We start from the raw sequence: 14,736 nt of genomic DNA on the forward strand, positions 1-14,736 counted from the left end.
TTTAATTGTTTCTGTATTCGTTTCTATACAAGAATCGACCGTGCCGCGATTGGGCGACGCGCCCGTTTTGATAACTGATTTCTCCATTCACCATAACGAGGTGAACACCTTTTGCCGCTGCAACGGGGTTTTCAAATGTCGCTTCGTCGCTAATTTCGTTAGGGTCGAACAACACCAAGTCAGCAAAGTAACCCGACTTTATTTCCCCTCTTTTGGCTAATCCAAAACGCTTGGCAGACATGCCCGTCATTTTGTGTATTGCCACTGGCAAGGTGAAGAGCTTTCGCTCACGGCTGTAGTGACCTAATACTTTGGGAAACGCGCCCCATAGCCTAGGGTGAGGATGGGGATCATTCGGCAAGCCATCGGACCCGACCATGGTGAGTTTGTATTTCAATACGCGCTCGACATCCGATTCATCCATGCAGTGGTAAACGGCACCAGCAGGCTGTAACACCTTTGCTGTATCCATTAACGATAAGTTCATCTCACTGGCAATGTCTTTGAGCATACGCCCCGCGAGATCAGGTCGGCTGTCCGACCACGTAATGAAGATATCGAAGTCACTGGTGACTTGCTTAAGATCCAGTGTGGAAGAGCTAGCAGAATAGGGGTAACAATCGCAGCCAATATCTTGATGCTTCGCGGTTTTCCCCATCAAGTCCAACACTTCAACGGTGCGTCCCCAGTTACCTGCTCCTGCGCATTTTAAATGAGAAATAACAACAGGGACTTTCGCGTGTTTTCCTGTGCGGAAAGCCTCATCCATAGCTTCTAGTATTTGTTCGAATTCGGTTCTCATGTGTGTGGTATAAATACCGTCAAACTCAGCAAGCTCTTCCGCTAAAGCCATGACTTCTTCTGTGGGGGCTTGTTTGGCGCTGGCATAAGCCAAACCAGAACTTAACCCTAGCGCCCCTTCTTGCATCGCTTGATTTAACGCTTCTTTCATTGCCGCTATTTCTTGTGCAGATGCTGCTCGGTGCAATTCATCCATCACATTATTGCGAAGCGTGGTGTGCCCGACCAGAGCTGCCACATTGACGGCAGGCTTCGCGGTTTCAACCGCTTGAGCATAAGATTGGAAAGTCGGATATTGAAAATCTGATTGCTTACCAAGCAGGTTCATCGGGTCAGGGGGATCGCTTGCTAGAATCGCAGGAGAAGCGCTAATTCCACAGTTACCGACAACCACGGTTGTCACGCCTTGGCTTATCTTGGCTAAACAGTCTGGGTGGCGAATTACGTTCGTATCATCGTGCGTGTGCACATCAATAAAGCCGGGAGAAAGCGCCAAGCCATTGCCATCGATCAAGGTGATCGCATCAGCATTGGCAAGATCGCCCACCTTCGCAATGCACCCTTCTTTTACGGCTACATCTGCGTTATACGTGTTCTCACCTGTGCCATCGACCACAAGCACGTTTCGGAACACAACATCGTATTGCATTTCCCTTCCTCTATTTGGGTATTACCACCTAGCCTATGTTTTTTTCTAACATAAGAATCACGAGCATAAAGCGCGCTGTTACAACAACAATCCCACCTTTAAAGACGAAACATAATAAGCCTAATAAAACAATAAATTAAACTTAATAACAAAAAGAAAACCACACTCTTAAAGTCTCAATGTAAAGTGGATACTAGGCGGAATTAAATGGTCAAACAGTGAGAAACCGCACAGTTTAAAAAACGGTGTGTGATAGTTTCTATCACTCACTAAAGCTAGAATCGAGATAAGGCAAAGTACTGATTGAAGTTTTGACCTTGTTAGAAAAAAAACAGGTAGGAAAGTAAATCCATGAAGAGCGTTACTCATTACCAAAACAAATTTGAAGCGGTCGGTTCCAAAGGCGTTTGGGCTGAAAACAATAATAGAGGTCAATACAGTTTGATCAATGAAGAGATCATGCTGCCAGCCGCGGTTATCAAGCAATCAGCAATACAAAGTAACCTCCAATGGATGCAAAACTTCGCCGATCAACATGGTGTTAAGTTAGCGCCTCACGGTAAAACCACTATGACTCCTGACTTGTTCCAACAGCAATTAGAAGCGGGGGCTTGGGGAATAACAGTCGCCAATATTCAGCAGGCTTGGGTTGCCTATGAAGCAGGCGCTAAACGTATATTGCTTGCGAACCAATTGGTGGGTAAAGCTAATATGGCTAGAGCCTCTCAATTGCTGTCTCAAAATGACGTCGAGTTTTTTTGCTGCGTCGATTCACAAGAAAATGTAGAGCAACTGAGTCGATTTTTCCAAGAACGCCAACAAGTGATCAACCTATTAATAGAATACGGTATGGCAGGCGGACGCTGTGGTGTCAGGCACCCAGAGACGATGCAAAACATGGCGATGATGATCCGAGATTTGCCTGGCGTCGATCTTCATGGCATCGAATTCTATGAGGGGGCGCTCCCCAAATGTGAAGATTCAGAACGTCGGATCCGATATTTTATTGGCAGCGCTGTTGAACTGACTCTGTCTTTCAAACAGCAAGGCTTGATAAAGCGCCAGTGCCCCATTCTGACAGGAGCAGGTTCAGCTTGGTATGACGTGGTGGCTGAATGCTTTACCAACCAATCACACCTCACCACCGTCATTCGACCCGGCTGTTACCTCATTCACGATAAAGGCATTTACCAAGATGCGCAGCAAACCGTCATGGAACGCAGCCAGCGCGACAATAGTGTGGCTTGTCATATGGGTGGAGACCTCACATCTTCCTTAGAGCTTTGGGCGTATGTTTTGTCCATTCCAGAGCCGGGAAAAGCCATTATCGGAATGGGAAAGCGAGATGTGGCATTCGATGCCGGTTTACCCATACCTGAACGCGTCTATCGCAATGGCGATGCGATAAGTATCGAAGGGCTAACCGCGACCGATATTATGGATCAGCATACATTCTTATCCATTTCTGAGAACAGTGAGCTGACTGTTGGTGACATTGTTGTATTTTCAACATCTCATCCTTGTTTAACCTTTGATAAGTGGCGCTATATTTGTGTGTGTGATAACGACTACCAAGTGACGCATTTAGTAGAAACGCATTTTTAAAACGCTCACCTCTTTACGAATAGTGACTCAAAAGGCACACTGAAACCCCTTTTGAACAACGTGGAAACAAAAATAATGACGAAAGTTTTGCACACTGAATCTGCCCCTGCTGCTATTGGCCCATATGTACAAGGTGTTGACCTTGGCAACATGGTACTGACTTCTGGTCAAATCCCAGTGGTTCCAGCAACTGGTGAAGTACCAGAAGACATCGCAGCACAAGCGCGTCAATCGCTTGAGAATGTAAAAGCCGTGGTTGAATCTTCAGGTTTGACGGTTGCAGATATCGTAAAACTCACGGTTTTTGTAAAAGATCTGAACGACTTCGGAACAGTAAACGAAGTGTATGGCAAGTTTTTCGATGAGCACGATGTAGCGAATTACCCAGCGCGTTCATGCGTAGAAGTTGCTCGCCTACCAAAAGATGTAAAAATCGAAATTGAAGCGATTGCGGTACGTAAATAGCCTTAGTTTTTTGATAATAAAAGCTTTTGATAAGGCAGGCTTTTGACAAGACAAGGTTTTGATAAAATACGTCTTTGAAATGAATACAAAAACGAGCGCACTGGCGCTCGTTTTTTATATCCAACCCTTTCTACTTTGAGCAGAAGTTAGAACCCTACTCTCTCGCCTCTTGAATGCGTTTTTCCATTTCAGGGTGCGAACTAAGCCACTCTGGGATGTCGATCGATTCCTCTTGCAAGCGCTCAAAGATCACAGCCAGTGGCTCACTCGTCCCGTATATCTTCTTTAGCGACCTTTTGGCAAATTCGTCCGCTTCTATTTCTGCTTCTCGGGAGTGCCCACTTTGCAAAACAAAAACACCGGCTCCAACCATGGTATCAATAAGCCCCGAGCTTTCACCTGTCATGACGGCTACCGTTGCAGAAACCAAACTGGATGAGACGAGCCTATGCATGACATGCTGATGATAAATATGGCCCAGTTCATGCAGCAATATTGCGTCGAGTTCTTCTTCCGTCTGAGCAAGCTCGACCATCTCATCAAGCATGATGATTACGCCTCCACTTAATGCAAAGGCATTAGGTGAACCATCAGACGAGCGAAACTCCAACTGAGGAGCAAATGGAGCGGGCGGGAGTTTATCTAAGTGCTGATAAAATCGCGTTCTAATGGCATCTTGCTGCTCAATAGGTAACTCAGAAGGTGAAAGCCACTCTTCATCAATGGAAGTTAAGACATAATCCGCCAGCACTTCATGCGCCTCATGAGGCAACCAATTCACTACCAGCTTACTAAACCAAGGAATGCCATGGGTAAACGAACCTATGGTTAATCCAACGATCAACAATGTACTTACGATGATGGCTTTTGCGTTTTTTTCCAGCTGACTTAGACTGCTCTTTTTCCCATGCTGTACTAGAAATTCATTGACCTTCTCAGCACTGCTGGGCACAAACAACCACCCCGACGGTAGCCGGATTTTCGGTGGCAATTTGCCAGGTGAAGCAGTGATGTCGATATCATGGATAGACGCGCTGAAAATCTGCCCGTCCACATGCAGATACATAAAGTCACGCTGCGACAAATCCAGCTCCGCCTCTATGCGTACAGAGCTTTTGGGGGGATGGGCAATCCCTTTAACTCGCATTAGCCAATCCCAATATCGACATCAAATACATTAGACAACTCATCGGAAACCGCCGATTTCATGTCCTGATCTTCCCCTTCTACCACTAGGTTCGGCAGATCGCCAATCACATAGGTATGATTAGCAAGGTAGTGGCTGGTTCTGACCATAACCCATGGTCTTGCGATACCGAAAGTCACCAGTTGCAGCAAAAAGTTCGTCATTATCAGCCAGACAAAGCTCCACGTTGCCAACGTCGATTCAAACGCGAAGCTAGTATTTTCAGGTTTTTCTTCATTACCTTGAAGGTGCTCACTCTTAGCGTGATCGCTTTCATCAATGCTTAATTGTGCAAAGGTGTAATTGCGCATTTGAGCCGTTTTAAAGGCATTAGCGATAACCCCAACAAAGAAAAGCCCAATGTAAATTGCGATAATCAAGCCGAAGAAAGCAAAATTAGGAAACCCGCCATCAGAAAGCGTAAAGTCTGAAGATACCATTGAAAGCAAAGAAGCTCCTGCGAACAAAGACGCAACAACCCCAAAGGCAATCGACAAGCCAAACGCAAACAGCATGGTTTTAAGGTAAATCGCTAAGTAAGCTTTAACGGTATATTGAGCTGAAAACGCGCGCTTACCATAACGGTATCCGTTAGCAAAATAGTTCGAAATCCCCACCAAAACCCAGACGAACACAAAAGGTATCGTCAGCAGTAAAATCACACCAACCGGAATGATTTCGAAGCTAATTGCCGCCATTCCAGCGAGAAACAACGCAATGATTGCCATCCCTCTCCCTAGAATAGTCATGTAAGCTTCCTTTAATGTTCCAACAAAAGAGAAGTGCACATTACGATAACTGGTCATCGCCGAATCAAAACGCGCATTACTCCAAGCCAACCAAGGTAGAATGGCGAGAAACGCCAACATCAGAATCCCAGTCACTGCGGGTGCAAACTGATTTGTTACACTCCAAATGATAAAAACGACCACCGCTATAATACGACCTTTTAAAATCTGTATCGGTTTGGCGTGATATTCAAAACCATCACCATCTAGCCGAGTGTTGCCGTAAAAGTATTGATTGGTTCTCACCTTCGCCCACGCCGAATAAATACCCAGCGTAATCACCGATAGGAGAACGTTAACGATCCAAATCCCAAAAAACTCAGCGCCTTCCCCTTCAAATTTGAACGGGTACTTCTTGTTATCTTTAATACTGTTGTTCTCTTCGATACTGTTGTCTTCTTCGATACTGTTGTTCTGTTCCATATTTTTCCATTCTGACGTTTTCGCTCCATACCTTTTTTATTCAGATCTCAGTTTTATTCAGATCATCGTATTATTCAGATCGCTGTCTTCGGTTTGGGAGCATGTGAATAATGATCAAGTAGCTTAAAGTGCTACTGACGGCTAAAAATAACCGCCACCTAAAATACCAGCCTGAACAAATATCAGCCACTAACCAACTCATTCGCTTCAATTTTATTTTCAATATTGCGAATCAAGCAGTACACACGTCAATAATGTTAGGTATTAACAATCAAAACAATAGAAACAATCGCTTTTACCGAAGTGTAAAAAGTGGAGATACTCGTTTCTATACACCTACGAGGACAGAATAATGAAGAAAACACTCACTTTTGCCGTGCTCCACTTTTCAATCGCATTTTCTGTCGCATACCTCCTAACGGGTGATATTTTGCTTGGCAGTTTGATTGCGATGATAGAACCTTCGGTCAATACCGTGGCTTTCTATTTTCATGAAAAAGCTTGGGTTCAAATACCGTGGCTAAGACGCTACCAATCCCAAACTCAATTAAAAACAGCCAGTTTTGCCAGCGTGCATTTTGGTGTCGCGTTTACCGTAACCTATTTAATTACGGGGGATGCATTCATTGGTGGCGTCATGGCATTGCTGGAACCCAGCATCAATACAGTTGCCTACTATTTCCATGAAAGAATTTGGCTAAAACGAAGCAGTTTGGCTCCGATTTGCTAACACCACCACATTTAACATCCTTGCCTCTTGATTTAGTTGCTATATAACACTAAATATAGTTGTTAGTCGCAACTATATTTAGTGGTTAATATGGATACCTCAACGTTACGTACTCTTTCTCGCAACCTTGTCCGTGAACTTGGTTTACTCGATAAGCAATGCGGGCACATCGATTTATCCCCGATTCAAGCGCACTGTTTAATTGAATTAGAGCAGCAGGTACTCACCGTAAATCAGGTTGCTCAAAGGCTGAACATCGACAAATCCAACGCCAGCCGAGCACTCAAAAGCCTCGCCAGTAAGCTGTGTATTGAAGCCACAGAGAATCAACAGGACAAACGTAGTGTTCTCTATACATTAACGGCAAAAGGGTACGATCTTCTTCAGCAGTTAAATCACCAACAAGACGTGCGCTACGAAGCCGCACTAAGCCAAATGTCTTTTGAAGAGCAAGCAAGGTTACAGAGCGCTCTGGATCACTACATTCGCTCACTGACATCATCCAAAATGAGCTATGAATTAACGCTACGCCCAATACGGAAAAGCGACAACGCCGCATTAGCCGCGGTGATCCGAACGGTTTCAGAAGAACATGGGCTTTCTTCTGATAAAGGCTATAGCGTGGCGGACCCGACTCTAGAATTTTTATACGACGTGTACTCGCAGCCCCGCTCCCAATACTGGGTTATCGAGAACAATGGAAAAATAGTAGGAGGAGGTGGTTACGCCCCTTTACGTGGTCGAGATGACGTGTGCGAATTACAGAAAATGTACTTTTTACCGGAAGCCAGAGGTAAGGGGTTAGCCAAAACCATCGCCAAAATGGCCATGGAGCACGCCCAACATCAAGGTTTCAAGCAGTGCTATCTTGAAACAACCCAATGTTTAAAAAACGCCATCAAACTCTATGAAAAACTTGGGTTTGAGCACTTGGATGCTCCGTGGGGAAATACCGGCCACGACGCATGCGAAGTGGTGATGGCGAAGTCGCTTTAGCTTTCAATTCATAGCCAGTTTGATCTAGGCAAAACTTGACCTAACTTTTCTGTTAAACAGGAAAGTGCATCACGCAGAGATCTTTACTGAGCCCTATTCGCATATTTTGGCTTTGCCCGTCCAGCATCACATCCAATTGGTAGAGATCGCGATCGTCAGGGAAGATTGGGTTGGCGTAGCGCGGTGCGTCAACTTGGAATAACGCCGTGGCGTGATCGGCTCTGACGTCAATAGGGATATGATAGGTCATGCCATCAAATTTCACCGACGCCGATACCAACCCCGCTGCGAAGGTCTGATAATAGAGGTCCACTTTAAACTCACAACCACCACCGTGGTGCCAGATCTGCTCCGTGGTAATATGATCAAGCCTCAAATTGCGAATAAATTGCAGGTACGGAGCCTGCCATATTCCAACCCGCTTATCTGTTTCTAACACAGGCTCTGGGTTTAACTGGCAAATCTCTGGTGTTTCGTCCAACAGCCAGTCTTCATCTTGCTCCAAGAACAAAATTTCAAAGCGATTTCTACCTGATTGTAAATAGGGGCGAATGTCCTTCTTATAACGATTCTGAGTGCCATCGCAATCAAATACCGCCACACCATTAATCCGAACCTCGGCATAGTAATCAACACCAGCCATCACCAAATCCACCGCTGGAAATGCCAACATCGCATCATCGACTTCAATATCATGCATTAAATGCCATTCTTGATTTCGAATGTCAGATTCAGAAATAGACTCAGGCAACACATCGCTAAGCGGTGCTGGGAAGGTGATGTCATCCTGCGGGATAGAGAGGTCTGTGAGCGGTGAAAGCTGCCAAAGACCAGCGAGCGAAAGTTGCATGATAAATTGAGCCAGATCAAGTTTGGAGGCATTATAATGAAAGTAGACACATAATTTCTAATGAAATTTCAATTGTCTGACCACCACATGATCAAAATGGGAGCCAAGGTCTGCGTTTAGATATAAAAAAACGCCAGCATTAAGCCAGCGTTTCTCGATGAGGATAGGAAGGTTATTCTTCGTCGTCTTCTTCAACGTCGTAAGCGGCATCTTCACCTTCATAAAATGTCCCCCACCCGTCGTAGATGATGTCGTATTTTTCAGCAAGGTTAACCAGCTTTTCGACTTGTGCATCGATGAGTTCAGCATTTAGAGCAGATTCCATCACGGCATCACAACAAAGAAGTTTGTTGCCATCTTCATCTTCTGTTTCTTCTGCTTCAAGGACTTCAAAGCCCATTTTGAACGCTTCTACTACGGCTTTTTCTAGCGTATTGAAGTCTTCGGCAAACAGGTGATGTTCAATTTCATACAGAGCATCAGGTTCACTGCCGTCTTCAAGTAATGCACTGATGATTTCGCGAGTGTCTTCTTTTTGAATTTCAAGTAACGCTTCTACCGATAGGTATTCATCTTGTTGAGACATTCGATTGCTCCGCTCTCTGGGTAATTAAACGCGTGAAATATGGCACGGTTCGCAGCAAATTACCACCAGCAAACTCGATCCTTGAGCATTTTTTCTGCTAACTAAAACCGTCCTTAAGTCACAGAAACAAAATATTAACAAATGTGCTCGATTTTTTTGAAACAGAACAAAGTCAGGTCAGGCTTTTAACCACAGTTTTTAATAAATACGCCAATTTATGACTCAATATTGCATAGAGTTGAAATCCATTGAACTGCATAAAATCGAACGATTCACCGTGATTTGGTCAGATAAATGCATCTTCATTCACACTGTGATGGGTATCATGACGCTGCATTGACTACCCGACATGAATATTCAGGCATCCCAACGCTGTATCCGTTTCGCTCAAAAACAACACTAAAATTTACAAACCCGACCCAAAAAGGACTAATCCTCTAAAAATACTGTGTAAACGTCGACTTTATCACTAAACTACCGACTTGCATCTTGTCTTCATCCTTGTCATAAATGTGAGTCGGACCTCATTTCAATGCAGGTCGCCCTTTTGTTTCATCTAAACCACTTGTTTGTTGCAGGCGTTTGTTGTGAGCGATTGTTCCAAATAAAGCGGAACCTAAATATGGCAAAAGGGTTGGTCACGGAATTATTAGAAAGGACACCCAATGAGTAAGCTGTATGTCGGCTCTGAAGTCGGTCAATTGCGCAGAGTGTTGTTAAATCGTCCCGAGCGCGCACTCACCCACTTAACCCCTTCTAACTGTCAAGAACTGTTGTTTGACGACGTTTTAGCAGTAGAAGCGGCAGGTGAAGAACACGATACTTTTGCACAAACACTAAGAGAACAAGACGTAGAAGTATTGCTGCTTCACGATCTTCTTGTTGAAACCTTAGCCGTGCCAGAGGCCAGAACATGGCTACTTAACACTCAGATTTCAGATTTTCGCTACGGTCCAACTTTCGCGCGCGAGCTGCGTCATTACCTGAGTGAAATGGACAACGAACACCTAGCGACAGTTTTGCTTGGTGGTTTAGCCTATTCAGAGCTGCCTATTGCTTCCGCTTCGATGCTACCGAAGATGCATCAACCTCTGGACTTTGTGATAGAGCCTTTACCAAACCACCTATTTACCCGAGATACGTCTTGCTGGGTATACGGTGGGGTATCACTGAATCCGATGATGATGCCTGCACGTCAGCGTGAAACGAACCATTTGCGCGCCATTTACCGTTGGCATCCTGTGTTTGCAGGTCAAGACTTTATCAAATACTTCGGTGATGAAGATTTGCATTACGATAACGCAAATATTGAAGGCGGCGATGTGTTGGTTATTGGCAACGGTGCCGTCTTGGTCGGTATGTCAGAACGAACCACCCCTCAGGGTGTCGAGAACTTGGCAGCAGGGTTGTTTGAATCTGGTCAAGCGTCTCAGGTTATTGCGATTAACTTGCCCAAGCACCGTTCATGTATGCACTTAGATACTGTGATGACGCACATGGACGTTGATACGTTCTCGGTCTATCCAGAAATCATGCGTAACGACTTAGAAACTTGGCGCCTTACTCCAAATGGCGGCAAAGCGATGAACGTAGAGCAAGTGCCAAATTACATTCATGCCGTTGAACAAGCGCTGGATGTTGATCACCTTAAAATTATTACGACGGGTGGCGACAATTACGAAGCAGAACGCGAACAGTGGAATGACGCCAATAACGTTCTGACAGTGAAGCCTGGTGTTGTCGTTGCTTACGAGCGTAACGTTTACACCAACGAAAAATACGATAAAGCAGGGATTGAAGTCCTAACTATTCCGGGTAACGAACTAGGACGTGGACGAGGTGGCGCTCGCTGCATGAGCTGCCCTATTGAACGCGACGGTATCTAAAAAACTACCCGCTCTCCTTCAACCCACCTTGATGTGGGTTGCTACACTCAAAAAGGTTGATGCTAACAGCGTCAACCTTTTTTTGTTTTATTTAAAATAAACATTCACAAAAAATGAATTTATATGTATAAATGATTTTTAACGTACTTGCCTTATCGAAGGAAGATTTATGGCTTTCAATTTACGCAATCGCAACTTCTTAAAGCTGCTTGACTATACGTCCAAGGAGATTGACTTTCTGCTTCAACTGTCTCAGCAGTTAAAAGCGGCGAAATATTCAGGCACTGAACAGAAAACGCTTATCGGGAAGAATATCGCATTAATATTCGAAAAAGCTTCTACCCGAACTCGATGCGCATTTGAAGTCGCCGCTTTTGATCAAGGCGCCCAAATCTCTTACATCGGTCCATCGGGCTCTCAGATTGGTCATAAGGAGTCGATGAAAGATACGGCTCGTGTACTAGGCAGAATGTACGATGGCATTCAATATCGTGGATTTGGGCAAGACATTGTCGAAACACTCGGTCAGCACGCTGGCGTGCCTGTTTGGAATGGGCTTACCGATGAGTTTCACCCCACTCAGATCCTCGCAGACTTTTTAACCATGCTTGAACACAGTAATGGTAAACCACTGAATGAAATTCAATTTGCCTACCTTGGCGATGCCCGCTACAACATGGGGAATTCTCTTTTGGTCGGCGCAGCCAAAATGGGCATGCACTTTACCGTGGTGGCACCAAAAACCTATTGGCCAAGTGCAGAGTTAATAGATGAATGCCAAACCATCGCTCAGTCCACAGGCGCCTCTTTACACTTCACCGAAGACGTAGAAACAGGTGTTCAGGGTGCGGACTTCCTGTACACCGATGTTTGGGTATCAATGGGAGAAGCACCTGAAGCATGGGATGAGCGCGTAGCACAAATGACGCCTTACCAAATTAACGCTAAGGTCATGAGCGCCACAGGTAACCCGAACGCGAAATTTATGCATTGCCTTCCTGCTTTCCACAACGATGAAACCACCATAGGGAAAGAGATAGCCGACAAGTACGGTTTAAAAGGGTTAGAAGTTACTGAAGAGGTGTTTGAATCTGAGCAATCCATTGTTTTTGATCAAGCCGAAAACCGCATGCATACAATCAAAGCCGTTATGGTGGCAACCCTCGGACAATAGCAGTAACAAAAAACACAATGTAATCGCTTGCGATCACGTTCCTTAGGCGTATAATTCTCCGCAATTTGTCTGAGGAACGATTAATGAAACACACTCTCATCCCTGATTTAGTGATGATTAAGAAGCGACTAGGCTTCCCTGTTTTGTTTTATTGTTCCCGTATTATTTTTTAAAGCCTCCCTTCAATAGGGGGGCTTTTTTATGGCATCACCATAGGGAAGAAGATCATGGCGAACTCACTCTATCAAAAACACATTATCTCCATTTCTGAGCTGTCTCGTGACGAACTGGAGCTGATCGTGAAAACAGCAGGTCAGCTGAAAAATGAACCTCAACCAGAGCTCATTAAAAACAAAGTTATCGCAAGTTGCTTCTTTGAACCTTCCACCCGAACACGTCTTTCATTTGAAACCGCAGTGCAACGTATTGGTGGCGATGTAATTGGCTTTGATAACGATGGCAACACCTCTCTGGCTAAGAAAGGCGAAACTCTAGCGGATTCTGTGCAAGTCATCTCTTCTTACGTCGACGCGTTCGTTATGCGCCATCCACAAGAAGGGGCTGCTCGCTTGGCGTCTGAATTCTCTAATAATGTTCCAGTGATAAACGCTGGTGATGGTGCAAATCAGCATCCAACACAAACATTATTAGACCTATTCAGCATCTACGAAACTCAGGGCAGTTTAGACAATTTAAACGTCGCCTTTGTGGGTGATTTAAAATACGGACGTACGGTGCATTCGCTGACACAAGCTTTGGCTAAGTTCAGTAATAACCGCTTCTTCTTCATTGCACCAGAAGCACTGGCGATGCCGGACTACATTTGTGAAGAGCTGGATGATGCTGGCATCGAATACAGCTTACATACAGAAATGGAAAGCGTAGTTCCTGAACTCGATATCCTGTACATGACTCGTGTTCAAAAAGAACGTTTTGATGAATCTGAATATGCCCATATCAAATCAGCGTACGTGTTATCTGCTGCCACGCTAACCGGTGCTAAAGACAACCTAAAAGTCCTTCACCCACTCCCTCGTGTGGATGAAATTACAGTGGATGTCGATAAAACCCCTTACGCGTATTTCTTCCAGCAAGCTGAGAATGGCGTCTACGCCCGTGAAGCACTGCTGGCACTTGTACTTAACGACACTCTGTAACTGAGGAGAAAGATCATGGCTAAAGAAACTCAATTGCAGGTAGAAGCGATTCGTAACGGCACCGTTATCGACCACATTCCTGCTCAAATTGGTATTAAGGTTTTGCGCTTATTCGACATGCACAATTCAGAACAGCGTGTCACCGTCGGATTAAACCTGCCCTCATCTGCGTTAGGTGCAAAAGATCTGCTGAAGATTGAAAATGTCTTTATCAATGAAGATCAAGCGCAAAAGCTGGCGCTGTATGCACCCCATGCAACCGTGAATCAAATCGAAGAATATAAGGTGGTGAAAAAGCTAGCGCTAACACTACCGGAAAGAATTTTGGGGGTATTCGCATGCCCTAATGGCAACTGCATCTCAAACTTCGAACCCATTGATACGTCGTTTACTCTTATTGAGCGAAATGAAGACGTACGTTTGAAGTGTAAGTACTGTGAGAAAGCGTTTTCGCGTGAGATTGTCACCGAACTTTAATCATCGTAGATTATTGTTGTGAATATAAACTCAAGCCACCTCAAGGTGCTAGGTTTAGCGACTTCTTATCTATAGATTGAGTATAAAGAGCGACCGCTTGGGTCGCTCTTTATTGTTGGAATAATGACACCGGTTTGAAAGGGTAGAAAATTCTCTTGCAGCCCCCTTGTTATGTTATTACATTTAGCCTTTATTTTTGATATTTGACTCAAATGCATTTACGGACGTTTCAACAATTCTTCGCTTTCCTCGCCATTAGCTGTGTGCTTTGGTTGAGTGCGGCGTTTGTTGTGCACAGTCAGGATTGGGAACCAGCGCACCATGAAGAACATGCGTGTGAGATGTTTTCCATCAGTAAATATGCTCTTTCAGGGTCCATTCCATCAATTCCATATGTGCCGCATTTTTTCTGGACACAAGCTTACGATGTTCTGAAACCAAGTTTTGCACCGTTGCCGTTTTACCACGCTCGATCTCCACCACGTGTTCACGTTTAGCCATCTACTTTTCATTCAAATTTATAAACAGAGGTAAACATGAACCACGTATTTAAACTTTCACTATTGGCAGCGGCTATCGTTACAACATCGGCACACGCAGAAGAATTTCGTCAACATGATGCGCACGTTCACGGTGTAGTAGAACTGAATATTGCACAAGATGGTGACGAGCTGTTGATGGAAATTCATGCTCCTGGCGCTGATGTTGTTGGTTTTGAAAGTGCACCTAAAAATGCAGAGCAAAAGAAGCAGCTAGCCAATGCGTTGTCTGTATTAAACCAAGCAGACAAAGTGATGACACTTTCTAGCGCTGCTCAGTGTAAGCCGACCTTTACAGAAGTTCGTCATACACTGGGAGAAGATGAAAGCCATGATGACCATGATAAGCACGATCATGACAAGCATGAGCATCACGATGACCATGATAAGCACGATCATGACAAGCATGAACATCACGATGACC

15 protein-coding genes are annotated in these 14,736 nt (G+C 44.7%); 10 read left to right on the top strand and 5 right to left on the bottom strand.

The window, feature by feature from the left end; translation table 11 throughout:
- Position 1: 1 nt before the first annotated feature.
- Positions 2-1,450, bottom strand: a complete 1,449-nt coding sequence (locus VPNCDNU1_RS07950) for an N-acyl-D-amino-acid deacylase family protein (RefSeq protein WP_104399881.1) — start codon at positions 1,448-1,450, stop codon at positions 2-4.
- Positions 1,451-1,801: 351 nt separating this feature from the next.
- Here VPNCDNU1_RS07950 and VPNCDNU1_RS07955 point away from each other — a divergent pair, with 351 nt between their 5' ends.
- Both VPNCDNU1_RS07955 and VPNCDNU1_RS07960 read left to right on the top strand, forming a co-directional pair.
- Entirely contained in the window at positions 1,802-3,055 is a 1,254-nt protein-coding gene (locus VPNCDNU1_RS07955) for an amino acid deaminase (RefSeq protein ID WP_104399882.1), read from the top strand.
- A gap of 75 nt (positions 3,056-3,130) precedes the next feature.
- Positions 3,131-3,520: a RidA family protein gene (locus VPNCDNU1_RS07960; protein ID WP_101111132.1), complete on the top strand. Its 390-nt coding sequence runs from the start codon at positions 3,131-3,133 to the stop codon at positions 3,518-3,520.
- Positions 3,521-3,674: 154 nt separating this feature from the next.
- Here the strand turns inward: VPNCDNU1_RS07960 and VPNCDNU1_RS07965 are convergent, their stop codons facing one another.
- Positions 3,675-4,667, bottom strand: a complete 993-nt coding sequence (locus VPNCDNU1_RS07965) for a M48 family metallopeptidase (RefSeq protein ID WP_104399883.1) — start codon at positions 4,665-4,667, stop codon at positions 3,675-3,677.
- Complete coding sequence (locus tag VPNCDNU1_RS07970; RefSeq protein WP_104399884.1) at positions 4,667-5,917, bottom strand: YjgN family protein; 1,251 nt, start codon at positions 5,915-5,917, stop codon at positions 4,667-4,669. The genes VPNCDNU1_RS07965 and VPNCDNU1_RS07970 overlap by 1 nt, the downstream gene beginning before the upstream one ends.
- Before the next feature lie 352 nt (positions 5,918-6,269).
- On the opposite strand from VPNCDNU1_RS07970, the gene VPNCDNU1_RS07975 reads away from it, so the two are divergent.
- Positions 6,270-6,647: a DUF2061 domain-containing protein gene (locus tag VPNCDNU1_RS07975; RefSeq protein WP_104399885.1), complete on the top strand. Its 378-nt coding sequence runs from the start codon at positions 6,270-6,272 to the stop codon at positions 6,645-6,647.
- A gap of 90 nt (positions 6,648-6,737) precedes the next feature.
- Positions 6,738-7,643 carry a bifunctional helix-turn-helix transcriptional regulator/GNAT family N-acetyltransferase gene (locus VPNCDNU1_RS07980; protein WP_104399886.1) on the top strand — a complete coding sequence of 302 codons (906 nt, stop codon included), beginning with the start codon at positions 6,738-6,740 and terminating at the stop codon, positions 7,641-7,643.
- A gap of 52 nt (positions 7,644-7,695) precedes the next feature.
- Here the strand turns inward: VPNCDNU1_RS07980 and VPNCDNU1_RS07985 are convergent, their stop codons facing one another.
- Positions 7,696-8,493: a glycosyl hydrolase 2 galactose-binding domain-containing protein gene (locus tag VPNCDNU1_RS07985; protein ID WP_104399887.1), complete on the bottom strand. Its 798-nt coding sequence runs from the start codon at positions 8,491-8,493 to the stop codon at positions 7,696-7,698.
- Positions 8,494-8,665: 172 nt separating this feature from the next.
- Positions 8,666-9,079, bottom strand: a complete 414-nt coding sequence (gene rraB / locus VPNCDNU1_RS07990; protein WP_101111139.1) for a ribonuclease E inhibitor RraB — start codon at positions 9,077-9,079, stop codon at positions 8,666-8,668.
- A gap of 665 nt (positions 9,080-9,744) precedes the next feature.
- Between rraB and arcA the strand changes: the two genes are divergently transcribed.
- The 6 genes from arcA to VPNCDNU1_RS08020 form a co-directional block, all read left to right on the top strand.
- The gene (gene arcA, locus VPNCDNU1_RS07995; RefSeq protein WP_104399888.1) at positions 9,745-10,965 is read left to right on the top strand and encodes an arginine deiminase; all 1,221 of its coding nucleotides are present in this window, start codon (positions 9,745-9,747) and stop codon (positions 10,963-10,965) included.
- A gap of 169 nt (positions 10,966-11,134) precedes the next feature.
- Positions 11,135-12,139 carry an ornithine carbamoyltransferase gene (gene argF, locus VPNCDNU1_RS08000; protein ID WP_104399889.1) on the top strand — a complete coding sequence of 335 codons (1,005 nt, stop codon included), beginning with the start codon at positions 11,135-11,137 and terminating at the stop codon, positions 12,137-12,139.
- A gap of 227 nt (positions 12,140-12,366) precedes the next feature.
- Positions 12,367-13,296, top strand: a complete 930-nt coding sequence (gene pyrB, locus VPNCDNU1_RS08005) for an aspartate carbamoyltransferase (RefSeq protein ID WP_101111143.1) — start codon at positions 12,367-12,369, stop codon at positions 13,294-13,296.
- Between the two features lie 15 nt (positions 13,297-13,311).
- On the top strand, positions 13,312-13,773 hold the full coding sequence (pyrI, locus tag VPNCDNU1_RS08010) for an aspartate carbamoyltransferase regulatory subunit (RefSeq protein ID WP_104399890.1): 462 nt from the start codon (positions 13,312-13,314) through the stop codon (positions 13,771-13,773).
- 212 nt (positions 13,774-13,985) lie between these two features.
- Positions 13,986-14,270 (top strand): DUF2607 family protein, encoded by a 285-nt coding sequence (locus tag VPNCDNU1_RS29305; RefSeq protein ID WP_104399891.1) that lies wholly within the window; start codon positions 13,986-13,988, stop codon positions 14,268-14,270.
- Positions 14,271-14,309: 39 nt separating this feature from the next.
- Positions 14,310-14,736 (top strand): ZrgA family zinc uptake protein (locus tag VPNCDNU1_RS08020; protein ID WP_145959447.1); only part of this gene is annotated, 427 nt, incomplete at its 3' end.

This window comes from Vibrio penaeicida, from assembly GCF_002933855.1.
GTDB lineage: Bacteria > Pseudomonadota > Gammaproteobacteria > Enterobacterales > Vibrionaceae > Vibrio > Vibrio penaeicida_A.

Coding starts and splice junctions, on each gene's coding strand:
- VPNCDNU1_RS07950 (WP_104399881.1), bottom strand. CDS start 1,450: ATGCAATACGATGTTGTGTTCCGAAACGTGCTTGTGGTCGATGGCACA.
- VPNCDNU1_RS07955 (WP_104399882.1), top strand. CDS start 1,802: ATGAAGAGCGTTACTCATTACCAAAACAAATTTGAAGCGGTCGGTTCC.
- VPNCDNU1_RS07960 (WP_101111132.1), top strand. CDS start 3,131: ATGACGAAAGTTTTGCACACTGAATCTGCCCCTGCTGCTATTGGCCCA.
- VPNCDNU1_RS07965 (WP_104399883.1), bottom strand. CDS start 4,667: ATGCGAGTTAAAGGGATTGCCCATCCCCCCAAAAGCTCTGTACGCATA.
- VPNCDNU1_RS07970 (WP_104399884.1), bottom strand. CDS start 5,917: ATGGAACAGAACAACAGTATCGAAGAAGACAACAGTATCGAAGAGAAC.
- VPNCDNU1_RS07975 (WP_104399885.1), top strand. CDS start 6,270: ATGAAGAAAACACTCACTTTTGCCGTGCTCCACTTTTCAATCGCATTT.
- VPNCDNU1_RS07980 (WP_104399886.1), top strand. CDS start 6,738: ATGGATACCTCAACGTTACGTACTCTTTCTCGCAACCTTGTCCGTGAA.
- VPNCDNU1_RS07985 (WP_104399887.1), bottom strand. CDS start 8,493: ATGCAACTTTCGCTCGCTGGTCTTTGGCAGCTTTCACCGCTCACAGAC.
- rraB (WP_101111139.1), bottom strand. CDS start 9,079: ATGTCTCAACAAGATGAATACCTATCGGTAGAAGCGTTACTTGAAATT.
- arcA (WP_104399888.1), top strand. CDS start 9,745: ATGAGTAAGCTGTATGTCGGCTCTGAAGTCGGTCAATTGCGCAGAGTG.
- argF (WP_104399889.1), top strand. CDS start 11,135: ATGGCTTTCAATTTACGCAATCGCAACTTCTTAAAGCTGCTTGACTAT.
- pyrB (WP_101111143.1), top strand. CDS start 12,367: ATGGCGAACTCACTCTATCAAAAACACATTATCTCCATTTCTGAGCTG.
- pyrI (WP_104399890.1), top strand. CDS start 13,312: ATGGCTAAAGAAACTCAATTGCAGGTAGAAGCGATTCGTAACGGCACC.
- VPNCDNU1_RS29305 (WP_104399891.1), top strand. CDS start 13,986: ATGCATTTACGGACGTTTCAACAATTCTTCGCTTTCCTCGCCATTAGC.